This is a genomic window from Streptomyces rimosus subsp. rimosus (assembly GCF_000720725.1).
Lineage (GTDB): Bacteria > Actinomycetota > Actinomycetes > Streptomycetales > Streptomycetaceae > Streptomyces > Streptomyces rimosus_A.
Genome location: NZ_JOCQ01000111.1, coordinates 1 through 26581, shown reverse-complemented (window position 1 = coordinate 26581; position 26581 = coordinate 1). Strand labels below are relative to the sequence as shown.

Here is a 26581-nt window from a genome sequence, read left to right as displayed (position 1 = left end):
GCCCTGCCGGGCTCCGGCCGGGTGCCGGGTCCGGCGGCCCGTCAGGCGCCCGTACGGCTGCTGCGCGCGGCCGGGGTGCGGGTGGCGGCCGGCAGCGGCGCCCTGCGCGACGTGGCGAACCCGGTGGGCCGCGGCGATCCCCTGGAGGCCGCGTACCTGCTGGCCTCCCTGGGGGAGGCGAGCCCCGAGGCCGCCTACGAGATGGTCGGCGCGGCCGCCCGGGCGACGCTGGGCCTCCCGGAGGTCCGCGTCGAAGCGGGCTTCCCCGCCGAGCTGCTGGCCGTACGCGGCGGCAGCCTCGCCGGGGTGCTGTCCCTCGCGTACAGCCGGATCGTCGTGCACAAGGGGCGCGTGGTGGCCCGGACGAGCGCGGTGCGCGAGTACTGCGACTCGGCGGCGGTGGTGGCGCTGGAGCTGCCGCGGCAGTCGCAGCGCTGAGCGGCCGGGCGCCCGGCCCGGCGGTATCGGCCGGGGTGTCGCGCCCGGACGGCGGGACAGGCGTACGGTCGGGATCATGCGCATTGTCATCGCAGGTGGACATGGTCAGATCGCGCTGCGGCTGGAGCGGCTGCTCGCCGGGCGCGGGGACGAGGTGGCGGGGATCATCCGGCGGCCCGAACAGGCCGGGGACCTGCTGGCCGCCGGGGCCGAGCCGGTCGTCTGCGACCTGGAGACGGCCACGGTCGCCGACCTCGCCCGGCACCTCGAAGGGGCGGACGCGGCGGTCTTCGCGGCGGGCGCCGGACCCGGCAGCGGAATCGAACGCAAGGAGTCGGTGGACCGCGCCGCCGCCGCGCTGTTCGCGGACGCGGCCGAGGCGGCCGGTGTACGGCGCTTCATCGTCGTGTCGTCGATGGGCGCCGACAAGGAGCCGCCGGAGGGCACCGACCCGGTGTTCGCGGCGTATCTGCGCGCCAAGGGCGCCGCGGACGCCGACGTACGCGCCCGGTCCGGTCTCGACTGGACGATCCTGCGCCCCGGCCGCCTGACGGACGACCCGGGCACCGGCAACGTCCGCCTGGCCGAGTCGACCGGCCGCAGTGAGATCCCCCGCGACGATGTCGCGGCCGTACTCGCCGCCCTCCTGACCGAACCGGCCACGGCCGGCCGCACGCTGGAACTAGTCGGCGGCGACACCCCGGTCGAGGACGCGGTCCGCGCGGCCGCCGGCTGACCGGAGGCCGCCCGGGCCCCCGCCCCCACAAGGCGCGGGGGCCTTCCCGTCAGCCCGGCGCCGCTCCCCCGCGCGTACGGCGTACGGCCGACCGGGTACGGGTGAGCCGCGCGGCACGGCCTCCGGGCAGGCCCAGGACAGCTCCCGGGACAGCAAAGAGGCCCCGATCCGCTTTCACGGATCGGGGCCTCTTCGGACCTGTGGCGGCGCCAGGATTCGAACCTGGGAAGGCGAAGCCGGCAGATTTACAGTCTGCTCCCTTTGGCCGCTCGGGCACACCGCCAGGGTTTGCTGCCGGGAGATCCGCCCGTCGGGCGCCGCTCCGTGGCAACGACGTAAACCATACCCGATGGCCGGGGGTGGTCCGCCACCCGGTTCTTCCCGGATCGATCATGCGCGGGGTGACTAGGCTTGCCTGGCGGCCCCGACCGGGCCGCACCCCTGACGGATCTACGTACGAGGAGCCAACTCAAGATGGCCGACTCCAGTTTCGACATCGTCTCGAAGGTCGAGCGGCAGGAGGTCGACAACGCCCTCAACCAGGCCGCCAAGGAGATCTCGCAGCGCTACGACTTCAAGGGCGTGGGCGCGTCGATCGAGTGGTCGGGCGAGAAGATCGAGATGCGGGCCAACGCCGAGGAGCGGGTGAAGGCTGTCCTCGACATCTTCCAGTCCAAGCTGATCAAGCGCGGGATCTCGCTGAAGGCGCTGGACGCGGGCGAGCCGCAGGCCTCCGGCAAGGAGTACAAGATCTCCGCCTCCCTCCAGGAGGGCATCTCGCAGGAGAACGCGAAGAAGGTCGCCAAGATCATCCGCGACGAGGGCCCGAAGGGCGTCAAGGCGCAGGTACAGGGCGACGAACTGCGGGTCAGCTCGAAGAGCCGGGACGACCTCCAGGCCGTGCAGCAGCTGCTGAAGGGCAAGGACCTGGACTTCGCGCTCCAGTTCGTGAACTACCGCTGATCAAGCGGTCTGACCTGAACGGACGTCGTCAGGCTGAGCGCGCAGGCACAACGGGGGCACATCACCGAGGACTGCCTCGACGGCGGCCCTCGTTGTGTCCTCCTCGTCCGGCCACAGGTGCGTGTAGGTGGTTGAACGTGATCGACGGCTTGGCGTGGCCGAGCTACTTCTGAACCGTCTTGACGTTCTCGCGGTGCTTGATGAGCAGCGACGCGTAGAAGTGCCGCAGGTCGTGCAGGCTCGCCCCGTCCGGGACCTCGACGCGGGCGGGCACGCTGCCCTCGGGCTTGCCCCTGCGGACCCATGTCGCGTCGCCTGTTCGTACGTACGTCGCCGTGAGCGCCTTGTTCGCTCTCTGCCGCGGCACCCGCACCCGCTCGCAAGGGTTCCGCGCGATGATCCCGTCGGCCACTGCCGTCTGAGCCGGAGTGCTCAGGTAGGCACACGTGACCGCGAGCGTCGACGGTGCGAGCACCTGTGTCCGGTCCTTGATCCAAGCCTGTACCTCCGTCGGCCGAATGCTGGCTATCGGCCGGTCGCCGAACGTCGGACAGACGTGGTTGCGCAGCCCCCGCTCGACACGGGATGCCGTGGTCGGCCGGTGCACGGCCGACGTGCGCCACCGCTCAGCGACGGCCCGAAAGCTCTTCTTGCCGACTGCCGGGTCAACGTACAATCCCCGGTCGAGGTCGGCTTTGACGGTGGCCTCGCGGGTCCCGGCTGCGGCGCGCTTGTCGAAGTTATCTTTGCGCTGCTTCCCGCTCTCGTCGCGCCAACGCGCCTGCCAGCGCTTGCCTTGCCGTGCTCACCGCTCGGAATGAGCTTGCGTGTCTCGCTGGTGTGCTCGGCGCACTACTTGTCCTTGTCGGTCGTGCGCGACTTGTGCCACCGGTCGTAGACCTCAGCCATTCGTCCCCCTCCCCTTGCCGTTCACTGCATGGGCCCGATACTCGGCGGGCCGCTCGACGCCGGCGCCCTCGCCGTCCAGTACGTCGCCGCCCGCGACGCGGTACGCGCGTTTGTCGCTGCATCCGAGGCGTACAACGCCGCCGTTGCCGAGGCGCCCGACTGCTCGCCCCGGCCGACGTACCCGAAAGTGCCGACCTGCCGCACCCTGAGGTCGGCGTCATGGCTCGATGGGGCAACAAGGCAATCCGCCTCGCCGACGGAACCGCGCTCTACCCCACCGGAACCGGGCGGCGCCTAGCCGTCCTGCTCGCCGACCTCGACCAGGAAATCCGGGACATCCGGACCGGCGACTATCAGCCCCTGTTCCTGCGGTAACCGCTCATCACCCAGGCCGATCGTGGCCGCGACGCAAAACCCCAACTGCTGTTCACGCGGCAGTAAGTGCGCGATGCACGACCCAGTCGCGAGCAGTAGCGATCACCGCAGCCCGGTGCGGTAGCGGGTCGCCCCTCCCCGCTCTCCCAGACGGCGTACAGAGCCTGCGCGAATGTACTGACAGCGGCGCGCTCGGCCGCCATGGCGATGAGCTCCGGGTGCCCGAGCGAATGCGCAGCGGTGTGAGCGAACTTGCAGGCAACCGTGAAGATGCGTACGTCTCTTCACGCTCATGCCCCGCGGAAACCTCGGCCAAGGCGCGGGCCTCGCGCAGCAGGTCGGGCAGGACTCACAGAATGGCAACGTTGGACGCCGCGTCCCGTAGGCGATGCAGCCGGGTCATCTCGCGCCACAACTCGCCGGACGCGCGAGGGGTGCCGTCAGAAACCGGCGCCAGGTCGTACCGACGCAACTCGCGCATGATCGAGCCAGCGGACACCTGCCGCTGATTTTCGACCGGGTCGCTGGTGTACGGGCGGCCGATCAGGTCGTTGGGGTGCACTCGGCGGCGATCAGGTTGAGCAGGCCGACGCGACCGAACTCGATCAGGCCGCGCTCCATCTTCGAGACCCAGCCCTGCGTCTTGCCGAGCGGGTGGCGAGAGTCAGCCTGCTGCTTGTGGAGCGCCCGGTGCCCTTCGCATACCAAGGCGATTGCATCTGAGAGCCCGGGTGAACAAGAGGTATTGCGACTAAAGGTGCCGAGCTGAAGCCTCCGGGCAATAGTTACCCAGCACTGGTCTCAAGCCCTAAGCGGAAACATAGCCCTCTGCAGCCAATACCCCTTCCACATCAGGAAGCCTCGTAGCGAAAGAAGAACTTCCCGTCGGCACGAAGACTCCAGTACGCCTTCACTTGGCCCCAGCGCCTCCTAGAAGACGAGTAAACGTAGTTCCGTGAATCCGCTTCCGCAAGAATCTACAAATACGCTCAAGACGGAACTCATTCAATACACTACTCAGGATCAAATCATCCAGGCGATAGGCTTCATGCACGAGAGTGACGTCGAGTCGGCATGGCGGCTCATGAACTTCACGCCGACTCACCCTCCTTTCAATATTCTCGCCGCGCCGCAGCATCCAATCGAAATCAAAGACAGATGTATTCGATTCGCCATATTGACGCCCCGTGAAATTGAGCTCGCGATGGAACCCGCAATCGCGAAACGCAGCAGAAACAGGGGACAGCATCCGAATGACTACGGACGAGAGGCCTTTGTCTCGTATTGCATGCAATTGAGCATTCACGGCCTCAATCGCAGCACGAGCCCTCTGGAACTCGGACCCATCCAGCTCCTTTTCCAGGATTCTCATTTGGAATGGAAATCCCCTCTCAAATCCGAATGCAGGCGACCATGCCCTCCTCTTTTCATATGGGCCGCACAGATTATCGAAGTAAGCCTGCCGATAGGAGGGAAGCGAGTCATGGCACAGCACTACCGCCACTTGCAGCTCACGTAGCCTGGCAAGAAGTTCGGTCAACATTCGGTTAGCATCCTTCGCGGCCTCATCCCGCGCCCGGACACGATCAACGAGCGGGCTGGATCGAGAAGCAGCCAGGACGCCGACCATCAGAATCAAGACCGGAATCCACGTCCTCTGCTCCGCCATCTTGGGAAGCATCGAAACGAACCGATCGAGATCACTCTCCAGCTTACGTGGACGTTCGTAGTCATACACGAGAAAAGCCGCAGCACCTAGGACCATCGGACGCTTGCCAACTGCCCGGACGGCCCGCATGGGAAGCTCAGAGAGCATGCTGACCCGACTCCTTCGCGTCGCCATAGCATGGAACTTTCGCGAGGGGATCATCCTGACAAGACGCCTCGCTCTCACATAGTGAAACAGGCGCCTTGGCGTCTTCTTTGGGAGTTGAAATATGGATCTCGGGATCCGGCTACGCCAACCAGGGACTCGGACGTCAACACCGATCTTACCGGCAGATTCAACCAAACCATCCGACCATGCGCGACGCTCAATCCGTACACTTACACTACTCCAGAACCAGATCGCGATCCACCGCACAATCTCTACGGCAACATAGAGAGCTATCGACAGGACGGCAATCTTCACTGGCACATTAACCCAAGGGGATTCTATTTCAGATTCGACGGAACTGAAGAATCCGTCCGGAAGGGCACTCATTCCCTCTCCCATGTCCGCAGGGGCATTTCGCTGATTATGCGAGAAGTTTCCGACGCAGGGCGCCACTTGAGCAAGAACTGAGGGTTTCCAGTGGCATACAAGATCCGTCGATCCATCGAAGCTCCGGGAGACCAACCTCGGGCGCGGCCAGCCTCCACACCCCGAGGGCACACCCAGGGCACAAGCCCCCAGAAGATCACGGAAGACCGCGACAACCACCGAGAGTAGTTTTAGCAGGTCAGGATACTAATAGGCGGATCCGTGCAGGTCAGAGGAGCACAGGGAGGTTCGCGAACTACCGGTAGGACCGGTTTTCCGGGCCCCAGCCCGGGGCTGTGCGGCGGGGTGGCGCGCGGGCGCGTGCCGCCCCGTCGGCATGTCCGGAGGCGAGAGGTTCGCGCGGGAACCGGGTCTTCGGGGAAGCTGCACGGTTCGGGCCTTGACCTCAAGTTTGGTTGAGGTCAGAGAGTGTCCGTATGACTTCGGAAACGGAAAACCAGCAGGCCACGCACGTCCGCACCACGGTCCCGGGCGGCTTCCAGGATCCGGCGCGCTTCCTGGTGGACGTGCTGCCCGATGTGCGGCGGGACGGCGTCGGGCCCGTGCTGATCAGTGAGTGGGACGCGGGGGACGCCGGGCGTCAGCAGGCGATGATCGAGGGGGCCGCGCGGGCACTGGCGGCGGCGCCGGTGCCGGACGGGCTGGTGTCGCAGGTCTTCCTGGCCGGGACGGACGGCCGTACCGTGCTCGGCTTCGGGCAGTGGGCGGAGGGGGCCGCCGGCGCGCCCCTGCGGGCCGAGGAGGAGGGCGGGGCGCGGCGCTACCGCTACTACCGCAGCCTGCTGCCGCAGGGCGAGCCGCCGGAGCCGGGGTGCATCGTGACCGTCCGCTTCGCCACGACGGGCCACGAGGCCGCCCGGCAGCTGGTCGACGGCCTGCTGGACATGATGAACGGCCTCCAGCCGGACGCCGCCGACGGCTCCCGGACGCCGTCCGGCGGGATCTCCTCGAACTTCCACATCAGCGAGGACGGCACCCGGGTCTTCAACTACAGCGAGTGGACGGACGAGGCCGCACACCAGCGCGTGGTCGAGACGTCGCTCCAGCGGGGCGGGGCGGTGATGCGGTTCGTGGAGAGCGTCCCGGGCGTCACGCCGCTCGGCTTCAAGCGGTACGTGACGCCCCGGGGGCTCGTACGGCGGTGAGGGAGCGGGGATCGCCACCGTCCCGCCGGACACCGGCCGTGCGTCACGCCTCCGCCACGGCCTCCAGCGGGCTCAGGGCGGCGGCCCGGCGGGCCGGGACGGCGGCGGCCAGCGCGCCGATCACGAGGGAGAGCAGGCACACCAGGAGCAGCGTCCCCCAGGGCAGTGCCAGGGAGTACTGCGGCATCGCGCCGTTGGCCAGCGAGCCGACCGCCCAGGCGCCGAACAGGCCGCCCGCCAGGCCGATGAGCGTGCCGAACGCGGCGACGGTCACCGCCTCCAGACGGATCATCCGCCGGATTCCGGAGCGGTCCATGCCGAGGGCGCGCAGGGCGCCGATCTCCCGGGTGCGTTCGGCGACCGACATGGCCAGGGTGTTCATGATGCCGAGCGCGCCGATGACGACGCCGATGGCGAGCATCCCGTACATCAGGGTCAGCAGGTCGCCCATGGTGCCGGCGGCCTCCTGGACGAACTGCTCCCGGTCCTGCACCTTCAGCAGCGGGTTGTTGCCCACGGCGGTGCGCAGCCGGTCCTCGGTGGTCTTCGAGACCGCGCCGTCGTCGGTGCGGACGAGGACGCGCTGGACGGAGCCGGGCAGGTAGCTGTTCTTCGCCACCTCGGTACGGGCGCCGAGCGCGTCGTGGGCGACCGGGTTGTCCTTGTAGACGCCCACGACGGTGTACTTCGTGAACTCCTGGTTCCGGCCGAGGCGGACGTTGAGGCGGCCGCCCGTGGTCACGCCGTTCTTCCGGGCGATGGTGCTGGAGACGGCGATCCGGCCCGGCCCGAGATCCTTGGCGGAGCCGCTGACGAAGTCGAGCTTCATGAGGTCCTGCACAGTGCTGGGGTCGACACCGGAGATCCTCCGGACACCGCCGCCGGTGAACAGGGTGGAGTCCGTGACGGCGCCCGCGGTCCGCACCCCGGGGGTGTCGGCCACCCGTCGTACGGCGGCCGGGTCGACGCCGGTCGTGTCGCTGCGGGAACTGATCAGGTAGTCGGCGCCGAGGCCGGCCGCGGCCTGGCGGTCGAGGGCCTGCCCGGTGGAGTTGCCGATGACGGCGAGGCCGGCGACCAGTGCGGTGCTGATCAGCAGGGTGGCGGCGGTGGCGGCGGTGCGCCTCGGGTCGCGGAGTGCGTTCCGCTGGGCGAGGTGGCCGGTGATCCCGAAGCGGCCGGTGATCCGGCCGGTCAGCCGGATCACCGGGGAGGCCAGGACCGGCGCGAGGACGATCAGGGCGGCGACGAGGAGGGCGCAGCCGAACATCGCGTTCTGCAGGTTCTTCTCCGAGGCGTCCTTCGCCCCCGAGAGCGACACCAGCAGACCGGCGCCGACGACGAGGAGGGCGAGGCCCACCCCGGCGCGGATCCGGGACCGCTTGGCGGAGGGCGGCTGTTCCGTCGTACGCATCGCCTCGACGGGCGCGACCTTCGCCGCCCTGCGGGACGGGAGCCATGCGGCGAGCACGGTGACGCCCACGCCCACGCCGAGCGCCGCCGCGACCGAGCGCGGGCCGATCACCAGGGGGCCCTGGGGCAGCGTGTTCCCGTCGGTGCTCAGGATGTCGGGCAGTACGGAGGCGATGCCGAGGCCGAGCAGGAAGCCGGCCGCCGACGCGACGAGGCCGACCAGGAGGGCTTCCAGGAGCACGGAGCGGGACACCTGGCGGCGCGTGGCGCCGATCGCCCGCAGCAGCGCGATCTCCCTGGTGCGCCGCGACACGAGCATGGTGAAGGTGTTGATGATGAGGAACGAGCCGATGAACAGCGAGACCCCGGCGAAGACCAGCGGCAGCTTCTCGTAACCCCGGGTCAGGGTGTTGACGAGGATGCCCTGCTGGGCGGCCTGACCGGCACCGGTGGTGGCCTCGGCCCGGTCGGCCGGGAGCACGCCGGTGACCCGGCGGGAGAGCTCGGACTGGTCGGTGCCGGGAGTGGCGGACAGATCGATCCCGGTGTAGTGGCCCGGGGACGAGAACAGCTTCTGGGCGGTCGCCTTGTCGAACAGGGCGAGGGTGCCGCCGGCGGTCACCCGGGTGTCCTTGGTGGTGACGATGCCGACGAGCCGCTTGGTCATGACGGGGCCGTCGGTGGCCAGCGTGATCGTGTCGCCGATGCTGAAGTGGCCGGCGGCGGCGGTGCCGCTGTCCACGGCGAGTTCACCGCTGTCCGCCGGGGCGCGGCCTTCGGCCAGCGGGTAGCGGCTGTCCTTGCCGTCCTTGCCCGGTATGTAGCCGGAAGCGCGATTCGCCCCCATCTTGACCCGCAGCGGGGTGCCGTCCGCCGCGTTCAAGGCGGCCGAACCGTCGACCTCCGGGCGCACGTCGGCAACACCGGGTACGCCGCCCAGTTTCCGTACGAGCGCGTCGTCGAGCGCGCTGGACTTCTGGTTCGCGGCGGCCCCCGGCGGGGGTGCCTTCGCGGACACGGAGACCGCGATGTCGGCGAAGTTCTTCGACGCGGCGGCGCGATGGGCCTCGGCGGCGGAGTCCGCGAAGACGAGGGTGCCGCTGACGAACGCGACCCCCAGGCAGACGGCGAGGAGAGTCATGATCTGACGGGCCTTGTGCGCCAGGAGGTTGCGCAGGGCTGTTTTCAGCATGGGGGCTTCCTGAGGGGCTCGGTGGAGGCGAGCGGTGGGCTGGGCCGGTGCTGGGGCGGGGACGGCTCAGCAGGTGTGCGAGCGGCTGTCGAGGCTCTTCATCAGGTCCAGGACCCGGTCCGGGGTGGGGGCTGTCATCTCGTCGACCAGGCGGCCGTCGGAGAGGAAGACCACGCGGTCGGCGTAGCCGGCGGCGACCGGGTCGTGGGTGACCATCACCACGGTCTGGCCCAGCTCGCGCACCGAGTCGCGCAGGAAGCCGAGGACTTCGGCCCCGGCACGGGAGTCGAGGTTGCCGGTGGGCTCGTCACCGAAGATGATCGCGGGCTGTGCGGCCAGGGCGCGGGCGACCGCGACGCGCTGCTGCTGCCCGCCGGACAGTTGCGCGGGCCGGTGACCGAGGCGCTCGGAGAGGCCGACCATGGCGACCACGCGGTCCAGCCACCGCTGGTCGGGGCGGCGTCCGGCGATGGTCAGCGGCAGCGTGATGTTCTCCAGCGCGGTCAGCGTCGGCAGCAGGTTGAACGCCTGGAAGATGAAGCCGATCCGGTCGCGGCGCAGCCGGGTCAGCTGCCGGTCGCCCAGCGTGCTCAGTTCGGTGGTGCCGACGCGCACGGAGCCGGAGCTGGGCGAGTCGAGCCCGGCGGCACAGTGCATCAGGGTGGACTTGCCACAGCCGGAAGGGCCCATGATCGCGGTGAACTCGCCCTCCCGGAAGTCGATGCTGACCCGGTCCAGGGCCACGACGCGGGTGTCGCCGCTGCCGTAGACCTTCGACAGGTCGAGGGTGGCGGCTGCTATCCCGGGTGCCGTGTGCTGCGCGCGTGGGGTGGAGGGGACGACGGACACGGGGACTCCTCTTCGGGTGCGGAACGGTGCACTCCGAAGGGTGTCCGGGGAACGTATCGGGGCCTGAGCCGCTGTGTATCGGCGACCGCGCCGCTTCGTAGCAGTTCTGTAGGGGGCGGTGCGGTCGAAGCGGGCATCGGCCAGGGCAGGGCAGGACATGACAGGACCCCCCGGAGCACCTGGGCTTCACCACAGGTGCCACCGAGGGGTCCTGGCCCGTCGGAGTGCTTCTCCCGTTCCGTTCCCGGCCGCTGGGCGATCAGGTCGTGCACGGGCTCCTACGGGCGCTCCGCCTTCGCCACGACGGACCGGGCCAGCAGACCGACGGTCAGGAGCGTCACGCCGAAGCAGAAGGCGATCAGTCCGAGCAGGGCGGCGGGCTGCCCCGTCTCGCCCGCCAGCGGGTCCGCGGCGAAGGCGCCGATGATCAGCAGTACGGACGTGACGACGGCGAGGGCGCCGACGGCCCACACGCCGGTGAACACGCCGGACCGCGCGCGGGTGGCGAAGCCGCTCCGGCGCGGCTGGACGGGGGATGCGTTGTCGGACGTGTTCACGGCGGTCTCCTCGGCATTCGTGTGGACCGCTCCGGTCACGGACAGCGGTGACCGGCCGGCCACAGGGGCTCTTCTTCCGGTGCGGCAAGGCACGCTTCGAAGGATGCCGAGGGAACGTATCGGGGCCTGAGCCGCCGTGTATCGGCGACCGCGCCGCTTCGTAGCGGTTCTGTAGGGGCGGTTCTATAGGGGGTGGCGGTTCTGTAGGGAGAGGCGGTTTTGTGGGGGGGGCGGCGCCGGGCGGTCAGGCCGGCAGCCGCAGGATGGCGACGGCGCCGCCGTCCGGGGCGTTCTCCAGACGCAGCTCGGCGTCGAGGAGCCGGGCCTGGCCCAGGGCGATGGTCAGGCCCAGGCCATGGCCCGTACCGCGCTCCGCCGCACCGGTCCGGAACCGGCGGGGACCGTGGAGCAGCACGTCTGCCGGGAAGCCGGGGCCGTGGTCGCGCACGACGACCGTACGGCCCTCGACGGTGACCTCTACCGGGGGCCCGCCGTGCCGGTGGGCGTTGACGACGAGGTTGCCGACGATCCGCTCCAGGCGGCGCGGGTCGGTCTCCACGGTCCGGGCGGCTCGCGCCCCGGTGACGGTGACCTCGGTCGGCTCGGCGACGGTGGCCTCGGTCGCCTCGGAAACGTTGCCCTCGGCCGCCTCGGTGACGGTGACCTCGGTGGGGAGGCCGGTGCGTGCCACGGCCTCGGAGACAACGGCGTCGAGCGGCACCCGGGCGCGGACCGGCTGCTCGGCCCCGGCGTCCAGCCGGGAGATCTCCAGCAGGTCCTCGACCAGGCCGCGCAGATCCCGCACCCGGGCCCGCAGCAGGTCCTCCGTCTCACCGGCCGGCAGCAGGTCGGCGGCGGCCAGCAGACCGCCGACGGGGGTGCGCAGCTCATGGGCCACGTCCGCGGTGAACTGCCGCTCGGCGCGCAGCAGCTGGCCGAGGTGGTCGGCCATCCGGTCGACCGTGGCGGCGATCTCGGCCACTTCGTCGCGGCCCTTGGTGGTCCCGGTGCGGGCGTCCAGGTCCCCGGCGGAGATCCGGCCCGCGGTCTCGGAGACCTGCCGCAGCCTGCGGGCGAGCAGCCCGGCGCCGTAGACCACCAGCGGCACGGCCGCTGCGAGCGCGACCAGCGAGGCCACCACCATGGTCATATCGAGCTCGCGGAGATTGTGCAGCTCCGTACCCATTTGGTAGTCGACGGCCAGCACCGGGCTGCCCGGGCCGCCGGTCCGCTGGGCGGCCCAGAAGACCGGGATGTCGTAAGCCGTGTGCTGCTTGCCGTCAGCGGGGTGGCGCAGGGCCGCGGGCAGGTCGGCCGGATCGAGCCCGGCGCCCTCGACCACCGCTCCGGTACGCCGGTAGACGTCCATGGCCGAGGTCAGGGCGTTGTACGCCTGCGCTTCGGCCCGGGAGCGGATGTCCTGCGCGGTCCACAGGTGCACCAGCACCCCCACCACCCCCACGACCAGGAACGCCGCGGCCGCGGCCAGCGCGGCGATCTTCCAGCGCAGGGACGAGAAGTCCGGCCGCAGACGGCGGAACACGCGCACCGTTCTCAGCGCCTGAGCTTGTAGCCGAAGCCGCGGACCGTCTCGATGCGGTCCCGGCCCAGCTTCCGGCGCAGCCGCTGCACACACAGGTCCACCACCCGGCTGTCGCCGTCCCAGCCGTACTGCCAGACATTGCGCAGCAGCGTGTGCCGCTCCAGTACGAGGCCCGGGTGGGCGGCGAACTCCAGCAGCAGCTTCAGCTCGGTCGGGGTCAGCGCCACCGGGCTCCCGGAGACGGACACCTCCATGCCGCCGGTGTCGATCGTCAGGTCCCCGAACACCAGTACATCGCCCTCGGACGGCTCCGGTTCCCCGCCCGCGGCCGGCTCGGGCCCGGGGGCGGGCGCGTAGGACGCGCGCCGCAGCAGCGAGCGGATGCGTGCCACCAGGACGTACGTGTCCACGGGCTTGACCACGTAGTCGTCCGCCCCGGCCTCCAGGCCGGCGACGACGTCGAGGCCGTCCCCGCGCGCGGACATCATCAGGACCGGCACCAGGCTGGTCTCCCGGACTCGGCGGCACAGTCCGATCCCGTCCAGGCCGGGCAGCATCACGTCCAGGATCAGCAGGTCGAAGCTCTCGTCGCGGAAGAGCTCAAGGCCCGTGAGGCCGTCGGCCGCGGCCTTCACCTCGTAGCCGTAGCGCTCCAGGGCGACGGCGAAGGACCGCCGCATCAGGTCGTCGTCCTCCACCAGCAGCACGCGCACGGGGCGCGAAGGGGCCCCGTCGGGGGCGGGCGAGGACACGAGCGGTCGACTCCTGTTCGGACGGTTCGGTGGGGCGCCGGTCCCGTGGGCAGGCACGGGGAGCTGATGCATGCGTGCCCGGCCGACGGCCCGGAAGAAACTTTTCTGCTCAGCGGGCGGCGAAGGGCTGGTCCGTGGGGACGATCTCGCGGCCGAGCGGGAGGAGCGAGATGGGCACCATCTTGAAGTTGGCGATGCCGAACGGGATACCGATGATCGTCACGCACAGCAGGAGCCCGGTGACGATGTGGCCGAGCGCCAGCCACCAGCCCGCGAAGATGACCCAGATGACGTTGCCGATGACCGATCCGGCGCCCGCGTCGCGGCGCTCCACCGTCGTACGGCCGAAGGGCCACAGCGCGTAGCCGGCTATGCGGAACGAGGCGATGCCGAAGGGGATCGTGATGATCAGGACGCAGCAGATGATGCCCGCGAACACGTAGCCGATGGCCATCCACAAGCCGCTGAGGACCAGCCAGATGACGTTGAGGATGAGCTTCATGCGCGGCAGCCTTCCATGCACCGAGTCGTGCGGTGGTCGAGTCTTTCCTCCAGGTAGACGCAGCGGCGGCGCGAATCGTTGCAGGCGCCGGGGGACGCCGGAGAACCAGGAGCGGCGGCCTCGGGAACGGCGGCCTCAGGAGTGGCGGCCCGCCATCTGTTCCAGGCGGGTGATGCGCTCGCGCATCGGCGGGTGGGTCGAGAACAGCTTGGTCAGGCCGTCGCCGGGCCGGAACGGGTTGGCGATCATCATGTGGCTCGCCGTCTCCAGCCGGGGTTCGGCCGGCAGCGGGAGCTGCCGGGTGCCCGCCTCCAGCTTGCGCAGCGCGGAGGCGAGGGCGAGCGGGTCGCCGGTGAGCTGGGCGCCGGAGGCGTCGGCCTGGTACTCGCGGGAGCGGCTGACGGCCAGCTGGATGACGGAGGCCGCCACCGGGCCGAGGATCATGATCAGCAGCATGCCCAGGATGCCCGGGCCCTCCTCGTCGTCGGAGCGGCCCACGGGGATCAGCCAGGCGAAGTTGACCAGGAACAGCACGACCGAGGCCAGCGCTCCGGCCACGGAGGAGATGAGGATGTCGCGGTTGTAGACGTGGCTGAGTTCGTGGCCGATGACGCCGCGCAGTTCGCGTTCGTCCAGGAGGTGCAGGATGCCCTCCGTGCAGCAGACGGCGGCGTTGCGGGGGTTGCGGCCGGTGGCGAAGGCGTTGGGGGCCTGGGTCGGGGAGATGTACAGGCGGGGCATGGGCTGGCGCGCCGCCGTGGACAGCTCGCGGACCATCCGGTAGAGCTGCGGGGCCTCGAACTCGCTCACCGGGCGGGCGCGCATGGCCCGCAGGGCGAGTTTGTCGCTGTTCCAGTACGCGTAGGCGTTGGTTCCGAGGGACACCAGGACCGCGACGATCAGGCCGGTACGGCCGAAAAAGCCGCCGATGACGATGATGAGCGCGGACAGTCCCCCGAGGAGTACGGCGGTCCTGAGCCCGTTGTGCCTGCGGTGCACGGTACGCCCTCCAGGTGGTACGGCAGGGGAACCCTTTGCTGACGTTTCCTCCACTTTTCAGTGGACCCTTTCTGTCTGGTCAACGCCAGATGGAGGGTGCTGGTTCCCTTGCGCACGGGAAGGCGGCGTACGGCCGTATGAGTGAGCCCCCGCGCGGGTGCGCCGCGGGTGCGTCCCGGCACGGGCAGCGGCCCGGCGGATTCCGGCCGGGCGGCGGGCGGGGAGCCGGTGTTTCCGGCCAGCCGCCGACGGCAGGACGGCACCTTCCGGCCAGTCGCGGGGAGGAATGACGGCCTGGGCGGCCGAGGAGTAGGCGGCCTGCCGCAGTCAGGCCGCCGTCGGGAAGCGCTTGCGCGGTGCGCTCAGAGGAGTGCGCCGGAGGCGAAGCGGAGGACCAGCTGCGGCGCGCCGGACAGGACGATGCCCAGTACGGCGGCCAGGGCGATGGCGGCGGTGAGCGGGACGGTCCGTGCCCCGGCCACAGCCGCAGCGCCGGTACCGGCTTCGGACTCGCTCTGCTCCTCCCCCGTACGGAAGAGCACCGCCGTCCACTGGAGGTAGTAGTAGAGCGCGATCACCACATTGACGGCCATGACGACGGCGAGCCACGCCAGGCCCGCGTCCACCGCCGCCGAGAAGACCGTGACCTTGGCGAACAGGCCGATGATGCCGGGCGGCAGGCCCGCGAGGCAGAGCAGGAAGAAGCCGAGGGCGAGCGCGGCCAGAGGGCGGCGCGCGTAGAGGCCGCGGTAGTCGCTGATGCGGTTGGCGGGGTTCGTACGGGCCACGAGGGCGGCGACCCCGAAGGCGCCGAGGTTCACGGCCGCGTACATCAGGGCGTACGCGACGGTGGACCCGATGGCGTGCGCGGCGTCGTCGGCGTACCCGGCGGCGGCGATCGGCACCAGCAGGTAGCCGGCCTGGCCCACCGAGGACCAGGCGAGCAGGCGTACGGCACTGTGCGCGCGGTCCGGGGCCTGGCGCAGCGCGGCGACGTTGCCGATGGTCATGGTCAGGGCGGCCAGTACGGCGACGGCCGGGCCCCAGACGTTCGCGTACGAGGGGAAGCCCTGGACCGCGACCAGGATGAGGCCGGAGAAGCCGACGGCCTTGCCGACCACGGAGAGGTACGCGGCGACCGGCAGCGGCGCGCCCACGTAGGTGTCGGGCACCCAGAAGTGGAACGGCACGGCGGCGGTCTTGAAGGCGAAGCCGACGAGGGTGAGGGCGACGCCCGCGGTGGCCAGGGTGGCCAGCTGGGGGTCGGGCAGGCGGGTGAGGGCGTCGGCGACGCGGCTCAGGTGGAGGCTGCCGGTCGCCGCGTAGACGAAGCTGACGCCCAGGAGCATGACCGCGGTGGCCGCCACCGAGGACAGGAAGAATTTCAGGGCCGCCTCCGAGGAGAGGCGGTTCGCGCGCTTGAGTCCCACGAGGGCAAAGGCGGGCAGCGAGGCCACTTCGAGGGCGATGACGAGGGTCGCCAGGTCCCGGGAGGCAGGCAGCAGGGCCGCGCCCGCCGCCGAGGACAGCAGCAGGAACCAGAACTCGCCCGCGGGCAGCCGGTGGTCCTCGATGGCGGTGACCGACAGCAGGGCGGTGAGCAGCGCACCGGCCAGGACCAGGAACTGGATGACGACGGCGAAGTGGTCGGCCGCGTAGCTGCAGACGCCGGGGTCCGAGGTCAGGCAGAAGGTGCGGCGGTCCCCCGCCACCAGGGGGAGGAGGGAGAGCGCGGCCAGGGCGAGGCCGCCGATCGCGCACCAGCCGAGGAGCGGCTTGCGGTGCGCGGGTACGAAGAGGTCGGCGACCAGGACGGCCAGGGCGACGACGGCGGTGATCGTGGGCGGGGCGACGGCGAGCCAGTCGACGGACTGGACCAGCGAGGTCACGGAACTCATCACTTACCGCCTCCGAGGAGCTGCTGAACGGCCGGGTCGGTGAGGCCGAGGAGGGCCGCGGGCCACAGGCCGGCGAGGACGGTGAGGGCGGCGAGCGGGGACCAGGCCGCGTATTCGTAGCGGGCCAGGTCGGGGATGACGGGGGCGGTACGGGTGGCGCCGGACGCGATGTCCTCTTCGGTGCCCGCGGTCTTCCCGAAGGCTTCGTCACCGCCGCCCTCGGCGGTCTCCTTGCTCCCCATGCACACCCGTCGTACGACGATCAGCAGGTACGCGGCGGTGAGCAGCGTGCCGAGGCCGGCCAGCACCATGAACGTGAGGAACGCGGGGCGGCTGAGGCCCTCGGCGGGCCGGAAAGCGCCGAACATGGCCAGCATCTCGCCCCAGAAGCCGGCGAGTCCGGGCAGGCCGAGGGAGGCGATGGCGCCGAAGGCGAGCAGGCCGCCGAAGCGCGGGGCGCGTCCGTACAGGGCGGCGCCGGTGCGGCCCGCGAGCCGGTCCAGGTCGGTGGTGCCGTAGCGGTCCTTGAGGGCGCCGACCAGGAAGAAGAGGAGGCCGGTGATCAGGCCGTGCGCGATGTTGGCGAACAGCGCGCCGTTGACGCCGGTCGGTGTCATGGTCGCGATGCCGAGCAGGACGAAGCCCATGTGGCCGACCGAGCTGTACGCGATCAGGCGCTTGAGGTCGCCCTTGGCGCCGCGCCGGGCGAGCGCCAGGCACGCGAGCGAGCCGTAGACGATGCCGACGGCGGCGAACGCGGCCAGGTACGGGGCGAAGGTGTGCATGCCGTCGGGCGCGATGGGCAGCGCGATGCGCACGAAGCCGTACGTGCCCATCTTCAGCAGCACGCCCGCCAGCAGCACCGAGCCGACGGTGGGGGCGGCGGTGTGCGCGTCGGGCAGCCAGCTGTGCAGCGGCCACATCGGCGCCTTGACGGCCAGTCCGATGCCGATCGCGAGCACCGCCAGCAGCTGGACGGTGTGGCTGAGCTGGGATTTCGGCCCGTTGTCAGTGGCGAGTGCCACCATGTCGAACGTGCCGGACTTCAGGCCGATGAGCAGGAGGCCCAGCAGCATCACGACCGAGCCGAGGAGGGTGTAAAGGATGAACTTCCACGCCGCGTACTGCCGTTGCGCACCGCCCCACCGGGCGATGAGGAAGTACATCGGGATGAGGACCATCTCGAAGGCGAGGAAGAACAGCACGAGGTCCAGGACGGCGAAGGTGGCGAGGGTGCCGGCCTCCAGGACCAGGAGCAGGGCCACGAATGCCTTGGGGGACGGGCCCGCGGGCATGTGGAAGTAGCTGTAGAGCGCGCAGAGGAAGGTCAGCAGCGCGGTCATCACGAGGAGGGGGAGCGAGATGCCGTCGATGCCGAGGTGGATCCGGATGCCGAGCGCCTGGATCCAGCTGATGTCGGTGGTGGCCTGCATCCGGGCCGGGTGGTCGTGGTCGAAGCCGACGGCCAGGGCGATGGCCGCGGCCAGCACGGCGCCGGTGACGGTCACACCGTGGCGCAGTACGGCCTGGCCGGGGTCGCGGCCCTTGAGCCCGGGCGGGGCGGGGAGCAGTGCGGCGACCGCGCCCACCAGGGGGAGGACGACGACGGCCGCGAGGAGAAGCTGCATAGCGGTGTGATTCACGGTCAGGCTCCCGTGCCCGTAGCGACGAGGACGACGGCGACGGCCAGGACGAGCGAGCCCGCGAGCAGCGCGCCCAGATAGGTCTGCACATTGCCGGTCTGGGCCCGGCGGACGGCGGCTCCCAGCCAGCGGGAGGCGGTGCCCGCGCCGTTCACGTACGCGTCGACGACCTCGCGGTCGAGGAAGCGCACGAGGCGGGCGCCGGCTCGTACCGGCCGGACGAACAGGGCGGTGTAGACGGCGTCGAGGTGGAAGCCGACGGCGGCGGGGCGGTGCAGCGGGCCCAGCAGGAGCCGGCCGGGGTCGGCGGGGTCCGGGGCGCCGGCGTTGTCGCCGTAGGCGGCGGCGTGGGTGGCGATGGCGCTCTCCTCGGAGTCCGCGGGGGCGGCGTCCGGGGCCACGGCGACCGCGCCGAGCGGGACGCGGGCCGCGAGGGCGGTGGTGTGCCGCCAGGCTCCGTAGGTGACCAGGGCGCCGACGAGGGCGACGCCGGTGCCCAGGACGGAGGTGGTGAGGGTCGGGGTCAGCGAGCGGCCGTCGAACCAGTCGGGCAGGACGGGGGTGGCCAGGCCGAGGGCCAGGGTGGGGACGAACAGCACCCACAGCACGGCGTTCATGACGATCGGCTGCTTGCCGTGGTCGGGGGCGGTTTCCGGGCCCTTGCCGTGGAAGGCCAGCAGCCACAGCCGGGTCGCGTACCCGGCGGTGAGGAAGGCGGTGATCAGCCCGGCGAGCAGGACGGTCCAGCCGGCCGCGGTGGGGACGGCGGTGAGCGTGCCGGAGGCCGTGGCGTGGCCGGTGGAGGCGTGTTCGGCGGCGCCCAGCACGGCTTCCTTGGAGAAGAAGCCGGCGAACGGAGGGATGGCGGCCAGGGCGAGCAGCGCGACCGTCATCGTCCAGTAAGCGTCGGGGATGCGTCCGGCGAGGCCGCGCATCCGCGACATGGCGGCCAGCGAGTTGGTGCCGGCGGCGTGGATGACCACACCGGCGGCGAGGAAGAGCAGGGCCTTGAACGCGCCGTGCGACAGGAGGTGGAAGACGGCGGCGCCGCGGTCGCCGACGGCCAGCGCGCCGGTCATGTAGCCGAGCTGGCCGACCGTCGAATAGGCCAGGACGCGCTTGATGTCGTCCTGCGCCAGGGCGGCGAGTCCGGAGCCGACCATGGTGACCGCGGCCATGGCGGCGAGCACGACCATCGCGGCGGCCGAGGCCGCGAAGACGGGGAGGAGACGGGCGACGAAGTAGACACCGGCGGCGACCATGGTGGCCGCGTGGATGAGGGCCGAGACCGGGGTCGGGCCGGCCATCGCGTCGGGCAGCCAGGTGTGCAGCGGGAACTGCGCGGACTTGCCCGCGACACCGGCCAGCAGGAGCAGCGCGATCAGGGTGGGGTGGTCCAGCCCGCCGACGGCCACGGTCTTCAGGATGCCGGTGATGCGGAACGTCCCGGCGTCGGCGGCGAGCGCGAAGATGCCGAAGAGGAAGGGGACGTCGCCCAGTTTGGTGACGAGGAACGCCTTGAGGGAGGCGGAGCGGGCGGCTTCGGTCTCCCAGTAGTGGCCGACCAGGAAGTACGAGCAGATGCCCATGATCTCCCAGCCCACCAGCAGCACCATCAGGTCGCCGGAGTAGACGACCAGCAGCATCGCGGCGGTGAAGAGGGAGACCAGGGCGGCGTAGGAGGGGTAGCGGGGGTCGTCGCGCAGGTAGCCGGTCGAGTAGATCTGCACACAGCAGGCGACGACCGCCACGAGCACGGCGACGAGGGCGGCGAAGCCGTCGATGTGCAGGGCGAGGTCGATGGGGACGGAGCCGGTCGGGGTGAGCCGGGTCGCGGCGTCCACCGGGGCCTTCCCCGCACCGGCGCCGCCGCCCTGGGCGACCGCCACGACGACGGCCAGGGCGGCCGCGGCGAGGGTCGGCAGGATGGCCAGCGGGCGCACGAAACCGGGCGCCCGGCGGCCGAGGAGGAGGCCCGCGAGGGCGCCGAGGAAGGGGAGGAGGGGTACGAGTACGGCGGTGGTCGTGGTCGTCACGCGGCGGCCTCCGCCTGGTGGTCCGGCCGCGGCCGGCCGGCGGCGTCCGGGCCGCCGGTGAGGTCATCGTTCGGGTCCGTGCCGTCCGGGCGTTCGGCGAGGTCGCGCAGGCGGTCCACGTCCGAGCTGCCGCGGTTGCGGTAGACGAGCAGGACGATCGCCAGGCCGATGCCGATCTCGGCGGCGGCCACGGCGATGGTGAAGAGGGTGAGCGCCTGGCCGGCGTGCAGCTTGTCGCGCAGCCAGACGTCGAACGCCACGAGGTTGAGGTTGACGGCGTTGAGCATCAGCTCGACGGACATCAGGACCAGGATCGCGTTGCGCCGGGCGAGCACGCCGTACAGGCCGACGCAGAACAGGAGGACGGCGAGGACGGCGGGGTAGGCGAGATGCATCAGCCTCGGTCCTCTCGGGTGCGTGCGGGGCCGCCGGAGCGCGGGCGGTCGGCAGCCGGTGCGCGGTCGCCGACCGGCCGCCGGCCGCCGGCGGGCTTCCTGCCGCCCGTGTGCTCGGGGTCGCCGTTCCTGCGGGAGAGCACGATCGCGCCGACGAGGGCGGCGAGGAGGAGGACGGAGAGCGCTTCGAACGGCAGCACCCAGTACTGGAACAGGCTGCGCCCGGAGGCTTCGGTGGAGCCCTGGACCGCGCCGTCCAGGTCGATCCAGGTCGTACGGAACGCGTCCGTGACGACCCAGACGAGCGCGGCGGCTGAGGCGACGGCCACGGTGAGCGCGGCCCAGCGGTTGCCCGAGTCGGCGTCCGGGGAGCGGCCGATGGGCGCCTTGGTGAGCATCAGTCCGAAGAGGAGGAGGACGACGACGGACCCGACGTAGATCAGGACCTGTACCCAGGCGATGAACTCGGCGGTCAGCAGCAGGTACTCGACGGCGATGCCGCCGAGGGTGACCACCAGCCACAGGGCGGCGTGCACCAGCTGCCGGGTGATGACGGTGACCACGGCCGCGCCGAGGGTGACCAGGCCGACGAGGAGGAAGGCGATCTCGACCCCGGTCGGGGAGAGGAAGCCGTGGCTTGCGGCGGCGAGCGTCACGCTCTCCCCTCCTGTTCCTGGGCGTTGCCCGGGGCTGCTTCCCGGGCTGCTTCCTCGGCCGCCTGCCGTTCGGCGGCTTCCTGGGCGGCGAGTTTGTCGGCGGCCTTGCGGGCGGCGGCGATCTCCTTGGGCTCCTCGGCCGCGGGGTCGAGGGCCGGCGGCTCCGGCACCGTCCACATCCACTCGCGGAGTTTGTCCCGCTCGTGGGTCAGATTGTGGATGTCGGTCTCGGCGTATTCGAACTCCGGCGACCAGAACAGCGCGTCGAAAGGACACACCTCGATGCAGATACCGCAGTACATGCACAGAGAGAAGTCGATGGCGAAGCGGTCCAGGACGTTGCGGCTGCGTTCCCGGCCGCCGGGGGCGGCGGGCGGCACCGTCTCCTTGTGGGAGTCGATGTAGATGCACCAGTCCGGGCACTCGCGCGCGCACAGCATGCAGACCGTGCAGTTCTCCTCGAACAGCCCGATCACACCGCGGGTGCGGGGCGCCAGTTCGGGCTGGACCTCCGGGTACTGCTCGGTGACCGAACGCTTCGTCATCGTCCGCAGGGTCACGGCCAGTCCCTTGGCCAGACCGCTGCCGGGCCAGCCGGACTTCTTCTGCGGATTCTCCGGGGCCATTACGAGATCACCACCTTGACGACGCCGGTGAGGGCGATCTGGGCGAGGGCCAGCGGGATCAGCACCGTCCAGGCCAGCTTCTGCAGCTGGTCCTCACGCAGCCGCGGGTAGCTGACGCGCAGCCAGATCACACCGAAGGCGAGAATCGCGGTCTTCAGCAGCGTCCACAGCCAGCCGAGGCCGTCCGCGCCGAACGGCCCGTGCCAGCCGCCGAGGAAGAGCACGGAGGTCAGGGCGCACAGCACGACGATGCCGGCGTACTCGGCGAGCAGGAACAGCGCGAAGCGCAGCCCGGTGTACTCGGTGTACGCGCCGAAGATGATCTCGGAGTCGGCGACCGGCATGTCGAACGGCGGCCGCTGGAGCTCGGCCAGCCCCGCCGTGAAGAAGACCAGGCCGCCGACGATCTGCCAGGGCACCCACCACCAGTGGAAGGCGTCCAGGATGCCGGGCAGCGAGAGCGTGCCGGCGGCCATCGCGACGGAGGCGGCGGCGAGCAGCATCGGCAGCTCGTACGCCAGCAGCTGGGCGGCGGTACGCAACCCGCCGAGCAGCGAGAACTTGTTGGCCGAGGCCCAGCCCGCCATCAGCGAGCCCAGCACGCCGACGCCCATGACGGCGAGGACGAAGAAGATGCCCGCGTCCAGCGACTGTCCGACCGCGTTGTGCGGGCCGATCGGGATGGCGATCAGGACCAGCAGGTACGGCAGCAGGGCGACGGCGGGCGCGAGCTGGAAGATCCGCCGGTCGGCACCGGCCGGTACGACGTCCTCCTTCTGCGCGAACTTCACACCGTCGGCGACGAGCTGCGCCCAGCCGTGGAATCCACCCGCGTACATGGGCCCGAGGCGGCCCTGCATATGGGCCATGACCTTGTGCTCGGTCTGGCCGATGACCAGCGGGAAGACCAGGAAGGCGACGAAGACGGCGATCAGGCGCAGGGCGATGTCGAGGGCGTCGCTCATGGTCTGGTCCCGCCTTCTTCTGTCGCGCCGTCGGGGGCGGGGGGTTCGCCGGGGTGGAGGGTGTTGGGGTCGCTGGGGTCGGGGGCGGTGTCGCTGGTTTCGGGGGCGGTGTTGTTGCCTTCGGCTGTGGTGCTGTTGCCTTCGGCGGGGCGCGGTTTCTCGGGCGGGGCCGGGGTCGCGGCCGCGGCCGTTTCGCCCTTTGCCCCGGGCTTCGGGGCAGGTTTCGGCTCGGGCTTCGGCTCGTCCTCAAAGGCGGGGCGGGCGTGGTGCCACGGGGCGTCGGAGGATGCCGGGGTGGTGGGCACTTCCGGGGCGGCCGGTTCAGCCGACTCCTGGCTGGCCGATCCCTGGCTGTCCGATTCCTGGCCGGCCGGTCCCTGACTGACCGACCCCTGGCTGGCGCTGCGCGTCCGGCGGGCGGGACGTTCCGGCCGGGAGGGACGTTCCGGCGGGGCGGCCGGGGCCGAGGCTTCGGCGGCGGCCGACGCGTCTGCTGCCGGTGTCTGCGCCGCGCCCGCAGCACCCGGCTGCTGGCTCGCCGACCCGGCGCCGGCCGTACGCGTACGGCGGACCGGCCGCTCCCCGGCAGCCCCACCGGCCGCACGGGCACCACCGGCCGCACGGGCACCGCGGGCCGGGCGGGCCGGGGCAGGCGGCAGCTGGCCCTTCAACGGGCCCCACTCGTTCGGGTCGGGCACGCCGGGCGGCAGCATCTGGCGGCGCTTGGGCCCGCCGTGCTCGGACTCGCCCGGCTCCTTGGCACCCGGCCACGCCTTGGCGACCCGCGCCGCCAGCACGAAGTCCTTGCGCAGCGGGTGGCCCTCGAAGTTCTCCGGGAGCAGCAGGGGCTCCAGGTACGGATGGCCGGTGAAGTCGACGCCGAACATCTCGTGCGTCTCGCGCTCGTGCCAGCCCGCGCCCGCGTACACGCCGGTGGCGGTGGGCAGTACGGCCGCGTCGTGCGGGACGGTGGTGCGCACCACCAGGCGCCGTACGGTTCCGGGCCGGGCGATGTCGGCGAGGTGGGCGCAGACGCGGAAGCCCGTACCGGGCTCGTCCACCGCGCTCAGCCAGTCGAAGTAGCTGCACCCGAGATCGTCGCGGGCGGCGGTCAGCGCCGGGATCCAGGCCTCGGCGGGCACGTCGACGGTGAGCAGGTCGTAGGCCTCTTCGGCGGTGGCGCCGGGTCCGAAGATCCCGGTGGCGGGGCCGGGCAGCCAGCCGACGGGAGGCTCCGCTGCCGGGGGCTCCTCAACGGCGGGCTCCGCGGCGGCGGGCTCCGCAACAGCGGGCTCCGCGGACGGATCGGCCACGGGCGTCTCCCCGGCCGCCGCCTCCTCGCCCTGCGGGCGGCCCGGAGCCGGGGACTGTTCGTCGCTCACTGCTCCCCCGCTCCCTTCGGCTTCCCGTCAGCGTCACGGTTTCCGGCACCGGGTTCCGTATCGGCACCGGTACCGGTACCGGCTTCCGTATCGGCCTCGGCTGACGCCGACGTCCCCGATACCCCCGACACCCCCGGTTCCGGCGGCGCGACCAGTCCGCTGCGCAGCGCGGCGGCCGACGGCCCGCCGACCGGACCTGCGCCGTTGCCGCCGTCAGCGGCCGGATGGCCACCGTTCGCGGACGGCTGGTCCCCGTTCCCGTACCGCTCCCCCAGCGACTCGCGGGCGATCTTCTCCTGGAGCTTGAGGATGCCCTGCAGCAGCGCCTCGGGCCGGGGCGGGCAGCCCGGTACGTACACGTCGACGGGGATGATCTGGTCGACGCCCTTGGTGACCGCGTACGAGTCCCAGTAGGGGCCGCCGCAGTTCGAGCACGCGCCGAAGGAGATGACGTACTTCGGCTCCGGCATCTGCTCGTACAGCCGCTTGACCGCGGGCGCCATCTTGTCCGTCACCGTGCCGGAGACGATCATGAGGTCGGCCTGCCGCGGCCCCGGCGCGAACGGGATCACGCCGAGCCGGATGAAGTCGTGCCGGGCCATCGACGCGGCGATGAACTCGATCGCGCAGCAGGCGAGGCCGAAGTTGAAGACCCACAGGCTGTAGCGGCGGCCCCAGTTGAGGACCACCTTCATGGGTTCGGGGGCCAGCCGGGCGAGCGGGCCCAGCCGGCGCCGTTCGACGGCACCGCCGGCGGACACGACGGGCAGCTCGGCACCCGCCGTCGCGGTCGGCTTGGCGTTCGTCACGTCCATTCCAGGACGCCCTTCTTCCATGCGTAGAGCAGGCCGACGGCGAGGAAGCCGAGGAAGATGAACATCTCCACCAGCGTGACGCCGCCGAAACCGGGGGCGGCGAAGACCGTCGCCCAGGGGAAAAGGAAGATCGAGTCGACGGCGAAGATCACGTACAGGAAGGCGTAGACGTAATAGCGGACCTGGGTGTGTGCCCAGCCCTCGCCCACCGGGTCCACGCCGCATTCGTAGGTGAGCAGTTTCTCCGGGGTGGGCACCACGGGCCGCAGCAGCCGCCCGGCACCGAAGGCCACGGCCACGAAGAGCACACCGATCACGGCGATGAGGCCGACGACCGAATAGCCTTGGAAATAGTCCGCGGCGATGCTGGTGCGTACGGTCGCGTCCGGCACGTCCGCCCTCGCTCCCTGACTGCTCTTGTTCAACGACTTCGACGATCTGTACGCACGGGAGTCTAGGCCCTGCCCCGCCCCAGGTGAGCAGTCGCGTCACATGACGGACGGCTATGGCCCGACTTCGCCCCACCTGGCCCCGTCGCCGGGGCCCCGCGTGGCGGCGTCAGGACCGGCGCTGCTTCCCCGGGCCGCGCGACACCGCGCGGTCCATCACCTCGGCGGCGAGCCGCGCCGCCGCCTCCCGCGTCCGCTCCCCCAGCAGCTCCGTACGTACGGCGCCGCCGCCGGCCAGGTGCCGGTCGTACGGCAGCGGCAGCACCGCCGCACCGCCCGCCCCCAGATGCTCGACAGCTTTGCGTACGTCAATGCCCCCGTCGGGTGACGTGTGGTTGAGCACGACGACGCACGTCGGCAGCAGTCCGCGGTGTACGCCGCCCATCCACTCCAGTACGGACTTGGTCGCCAGCACGCCTTCCACGGTCGCCGGAGTCACCAGAACGCGCGCCTGAGTGGTGACCAGCGCGGTGCGCGCCACCTCGGCGGGCAGCGTCTCGCAGTCCACGACCGTGGTGGCGAAGTGGCGGCGCAGGGAGGTCATGACGGTGCGGTACGTGTCGAGGTCCAGCCGCGTACCGATCGCGCCCTGGCTGCCGGGCAGCAGCCAGCCGCCACCCGTGAACGGCAGGAGGTAGCCGGTCAGGTCGGTGATCAGCATGTCCGGGCCGACGATCTGCGCCAGATCGGTGCCCGACCAGCGCACCTCCCGCGCGCCCAGCCGGTGCGGCAGCGTGCCCAGCGCCGGGTCGGCCTCCACCGCCAGCACCGGGTCGGAGCGGTAGTGCGCGTAGGTGAGGGCGAGCAGGGCGGCGACGGTGGACTTGCCCGCACCACCGCGGATGCTGGAGACGGCGAGCTGCCGCCCGGTGGTCACGGGCTGCTGGATGGCGTGCGCGGCCCGGGTCAGCGCCTCGGTCTCGGCCGCGGCGGACGAGGCAAACACCCGCCGCAGCGCCCGCCCCGCCCGCCGCGCGGCGGACTCCCCGTGCCGGGGCTTGGCCTGCACCCCGTCCAGCTCGGGCGGGAGGAGGGGAACGGAGACGGGGGTGGGGGCGGGGGTGTGCGTGGGGTTATGGG

Annotated in this window: 24 protein-coding genes, 1 tRNA gene and 2 pseudogenes; 5 read left to right on the top strand and 22 right to left on the bottom strand. The window is 71.2% G+C overall.

Annotated features, from left to right (window positions below):
- Together IH45_RS0135985 and IH45_RS0135980 are read left to right on the top strand one after the other, a co-directional pair.
- Positions 1-438, top strand: a pseudogene (locus tag IH45_RS0135985) (hydrolase); the annotation flags it as partial.
- 76 nt (positions 439-514) lie between these two features.
- Positions 515-1174, top strand: a complete 660-nt coding sequence (locus IH45_RS0135980) for an NAD(P)H-binding protein (RefSeq protein WP_030678702.1) — start codon at positions 515-517, stop codon at positions 1172-1174.
- Between the two features lie 201 nt (positions 1175-1375).
- On the opposite strand, the gene IH45_RS0135975 is transcribed toward IH45_RS0135980, so the two are convergent.
- A tRNA-Tyr gene (locus IH45_RS0135975) sits at positions 1376-1457 on the bottom strand.
- A 191-nt stretch (positions 1458-1648) separates the two neighbouring features.
- Between IH45_RS0135975 and IH45_RS0135970 the strand changes: the two genes are divergently transcribed.
- The gene (locus IH45_RS0135970) at positions 1649-2137 is read left to right on the top strand and encodes a YajQ family cyclic di-GMP-binding protein (protein ID WP_030678700.1); all 489 of its coding nucleotides are present in this window, start codon (positions 1649-1651) and stop codon (positions 2135-2137) included.
- 163 nt (positions 2138-2300) lie between these two features.
- Here the strand turns inward: IH45_RS0135970 and IH45_RS1000000148300 are convergent, their stop codons facing one another.
- Positions 2301-2744 (bottom strand): phage integrase central domain-containing protein, encoded by a 444-nt coding sequence (locus IH45_RS1000000148300; RefSeq protein ID WP_158813387.1) that lies wholly within the window; start codon positions 2742-2744, stop codon positions 2301-2303.
- 521 nt (positions 2745-3265) lie between these two features.
- Here IH45_RS1000000148300 and IH45_RS1000000149060 point away from each other — a divergent pair.
- Positions 3266-3421: a hypothetical protein gene (locus IH45_RS1000000149060; RefSeq protein WP_158813385.1), complete on the top strand. Its 156-nt coding sequence runs from the start codon at positions 3266-3268 to the stop codon at positions 3419-3421.
- 176 nt (positions 3422-3597) lie between these two features.
- Here IH45_RS1000000149060 and IH45_RS01000000144490 read toward each other — a convergent pair.
- Both IH45_RS01000000144490 and IH45_RS1000000149055 read right to left on the bottom strand, forming a co-directional pair.
- A pseudogene (locus IH45_RS01000000144490) lies at positions 3598-4129 on the bottom strand (helix-turn-helix domain-containing protein); the annotation flags it as partial.
- 202 nt (positions 4130-4331) lie between these two features.
- Complete coding sequence (locus IH45_RS1000000149055) at positions 4332-5237, bottom strand: hypothetical protein (protein WP_158813383.1); 906 nt, start codon at positions 5235-5237, stop codon at positions 4332-4334.
- An 863-nt stretch (positions 5238-6100) separates the two neighbouring features.
- On the opposite strand from IH45_RS1000000149055, the gene IH45_RS1000000145620 reads away from it, so the two are divergent.
- On the top strand, positions 6101-6829 hold the full coding sequence (locus tag IH45_RS1000000145620; RefSeq protein ID WP_050515428.1) for an antibiotic biosynthesis monooxygenase: 729 nt from the start codon (positions 6101-6103) through the stop codon (positions 6827-6829).
- A gap of 43 nt (positions 6830-6872) precedes the next feature.
- Here IH45_RS1000000145620 and IH45_RS0135945 read toward each other — a convergent pair whose 3' ends face one another.
- From IH45_RS0135945 to IH45_RS0135860, 18 genes are all read right to left on the bottom strand, one after another.
- Positions 6873-9434, bottom strand: a complete 2562-nt coding sequence (locus IH45_RS0135945) for an ABC transporter permease (protein ID WP_030678692.1) — start codon at positions 9432-9434, stop codon at positions 6873-6875.
- Between the two features lie 66 nt (positions 9435-9500).
- Positions 9501-10283 (bottom strand): ABC transporter ATP-binding protein, encoded by a 783-nt coding sequence (locus tag IH45_RS0135940; protein WP_030678687.1) that lies wholly within the window; start codon positions 10281-10283, stop codon positions 9501-9503.
- A 278-nt stretch (positions 10284-10561) separates the two neighbouring features.
- Positions 10562-10840, bottom strand: a complete 279-nt coding sequence (locus IH45_RS0135935) for a hypothetical protein (RefSeq protein WP_158813381.1) — start codon at positions 10838-10840, stop codon at positions 10562-10564.
- Between the two features lie 244 nt (positions 10841-11084).
- On the bottom strand, positions 11085-12383 hold the full coding sequence (locus IH45_RS0135930) for a sensor histidine kinase (protein ID WP_030678677.1): 1299 nt from the start codon (positions 12381-12383) through the stop codon (positions 11085-11087).
- Between the two features lie 11 nt (positions 12384-12394).
- Complete coding sequence (gene cseB / locus IH45_RS0135925) at positions 12395-13135, bottom strand: two-component system response regulator CseB (protein WP_324607974.1); 741 nt, start codon at positions 13133-13135, stop codon at positions 12395-12397.
- A 109-nt stretch (positions 13136-13244) separates the two neighbouring features.
- A complete protein-coding gene (locus IH45_RS0135920) occupies positions 13245-13637 on the bottom strand; it encodes a YccF domain-containing protein (RefSeq protein WP_030678671.1) in 393 nt (130 codons plus the stop codon).
- 135 nt (positions 13638-13772) lie between these two features.
- Entirely contained in the window at positions 13773-14636 is an 864-nt protein-coding gene (gene htpX, locus IH45_RS0135915; protein ID WP_030678668.1) for a zinc metalloprotease HtpX, read from the bottom strand.
- A 362-nt stretch (positions 14637-14998) separates the two neighbouring features.
- A complete protein-coding gene (locus IH45_RS0135910; RefSeq protein ID WP_030678665.1) occupies positions 14999-16534 on the bottom strand; it encodes an NADH-quinone oxidoreductase subunit N in 1536 nt (511 codons plus the stop codon).
- Positions 16534-18162, bottom strand: coding sequence for a complex I subunit 4 family protein (locus tag IH45_RS0135905; RefSeq protein WP_030678662.1), 1629 nt, complete (start codon positions 18160-18162; stop codon positions 16534-16536). The genes IH45_RS0135910 and IH45_RS0135905 overlap by 1 nt, the downstream gene beginning before the upstream one ends.
- Before the next feature lie 17 nt (positions 18163-18179).
- A complete protein-coding gene (locus IH45_RS0135900; protein ID WP_030678659.1) occupies positions 18180-20213 on the bottom strand; it encodes an NADH-quinone oxidoreductase subunit 5 family protein in 2034 nt (677 codons plus the stop codon).
- Positions 20210-20608, bottom strand: a complete 399-nt coding sequence (gene nuoK / locus IH45_RS0135895; protein ID WP_030678657.1) for an NADH-quinone oxidoreductase subunit NuoK — start codon at positions 20606-20608, stop codon at positions 20210-20212. The genes IH45_RS0135900 and nuoK overlap by 4 nt, the downstream gene beginning before the upstream one ends.
- Complete coding sequence (locus tag IH45_RS01000000144480) at positions 20608-21264, bottom strand: NADH-quinone oxidoreductase subunit J family protein (RefSeq protein ID WP_032918940.1); 657 nt, start codon at positions 21262-21264, stop codon at positions 20608-20610. The genes nuoK and IH45_RS01000000144480 overlap by 1 nt, the downstream gene beginning before the upstream one ends.
- Positions 21261-21890: a NuoI/complex I 23 kDa subunit family protein gene (locus IH45_RS0135885; protein ID WP_050515427.1), complete on the bottom strand. Its 630-nt coding sequence runs from the start codon at positions 21888-21890 to the stop codon at positions 21261-21263. The genes IH45_RS01000000144480 and IH45_RS0135885 overlap by 4 nt, the downstream gene beginning before the upstream one ends.
- Complete coding sequence (locus IH45_RS0135880; protein WP_030678648.1) at positions 21890-22855, bottom strand: complex I subunit 1/NuoH family protein; 966 nt, start codon at positions 22853-22855, stop codon at positions 21890-21892. The genes IH45_RS0135885 and IH45_RS0135880 overlap by 1 nt, the downstream gene beginning before the upstream one ends.
- Complete coding sequence (locus IH45_RS01000000144475; protein ID WP_063763086.1) at positions 22852-24237, bottom strand: NADH-quinone oxidoreductase subunit C; 1386 nt, start codon at positions 24235-24237, stop codon at positions 22852-22854. The genes IH45_RS0135880 and IH45_RS01000000144475 overlap by 4 nt, the downstream gene beginning before the upstream one ends.
- Positions 24234-25052, bottom strand: coding sequence for an NADH-quinone oxidoreductase subunit B (locus IH45_RS0135870; protein WP_030678641.1), 819 nt, complete (start codon positions 25050-25052; stop codon positions 24234-24236). Before IH45_RS0135870 ends, IH45_RS01000000144475 begins: the two co-directional genes overlap by 4 nt.
- Positions 25043-25444, bottom strand: coding sequence for an NADH-quinone oxidoreductase subunit A (locus tag IH45_RS0135865; RefSeq protein WP_003983386.1), 402 nt, complete (start codon positions 25442-25444; stop codon positions 25043-25045). The genes IH45_RS0135870 and IH45_RS0135865 overlap by 10 nt, the downstream gene beginning before the upstream one ends.
- A 166-nt stretch (positions 25445-25610) precedes the next feature.
- Positions 25611-26581 (bottom strand): hypothetical protein (locus IH45_RS0135860; protein WP_030678637.1); only part of this gene is annotated, 971 nt, incomplete at its 5' end.

What these genes read in the sequence shown, in the direction of transcription:
- IH45_RS0135905 (WP_030678662.1), bottom strand. Translation starts at nt 18,162, where the DNA reads ATGCAGCTTCTCCTCGCGGCCGTCGTCGTCCTCCCCCTGGTGGGCGCG.
- IH45_RS0135945 (WP_030678692.1), bottom strand. Translation starts at nt 9,434, where the DNA reads ATGCTGAAAACAGCCCTGCGCAACCTCCTGGCGCACAAGGCCCGTCAG.
- IH45_RS1000000149055 (WP_158813383.1), bottom strand. Translation starts at nt 5,237, where the DNA reads ATGCTCTCTGAGCTTCCCATGCGGGCCGTCCGGGCAGTTGGCAAGCGT.
- IH45_RS0135880 (WP_030678648.1), bottom strand. Translation starts at nt 22,855, where the DNA reads ATGAGCGACGCCCTCGACATCGCCCTGCGCCTGATCGCCGTCTTCGTC.
- IH45_RS1000000145620 (WP_050515428.1), top strand. Translation starts at nt 6,101, where the DNA reads ATGACTTCGGAAACGGAAAACCAGCAGGCCACGCACGTCCGCACCACG.
- nuoK (WP_030678657.1), bottom strand. Translation starts at nt 20,608, where the DNA reads ATGCATCTCGCCTACCCCGCCGTCCTCGCCGTCCTCCTGTTCTGCGTC.
- IH45_RS0135920 (WP_030678671.1), bottom strand. Translation starts at nt 13,637, where the DNA reads ATGAAGCTCATCCTCAACGTCATCTGGCTGGTCCTCAGCGGCTTGTGG.
- IH45_RS0135970 (WP_030678700.1), top strand. Translation starts at nt 1,649, where the DNA reads ATGGCCGACTCCAGTTTCGACATCGTCTCGAAGGTCGAGCGGCAGGAG.
- IH45_RS0135980 (WP_030678702.1), top strand. Translation starts at nt 515, where the DNA reads ATGCGCATTGTCATCGCAGGTGGACATGGTCAGATCGCGCTGCGGCTG.
- IH45_RS0135910 (WP_030678665.1), bottom strand. Translation starts at nt 16,534, where the DNA reads ATGAGTTCCGTGACCTCGCTGGTCCAGTCCGTCGACTGGCTCGCCGTC.
- IH45_RS0135870 (WP_030678641.1), bottom strand. Translation starts at nt 25,052, where the DNA reads ATGGACGTGACGAACGCCAAGCCGACCGCGACGGCGGGTGCCGAGCTG.
- IH45_RS0135885 (WP_050515427.1), bottom strand. Translation starts at nt 21,890, where the DNA reads ATGGCCCCGGAGAATCCGCAGAAGAAGTCCGGCTGGCCCGGCAGCGGT.
- IH45_RS1000000149060 (WP_158813385.1), top strand. Translation starts at nt 3,266, where the DNA reads ATGGCTCGATGGGGCAACAAGGCAATCCGCCTCGCCGACGGAACCGCG.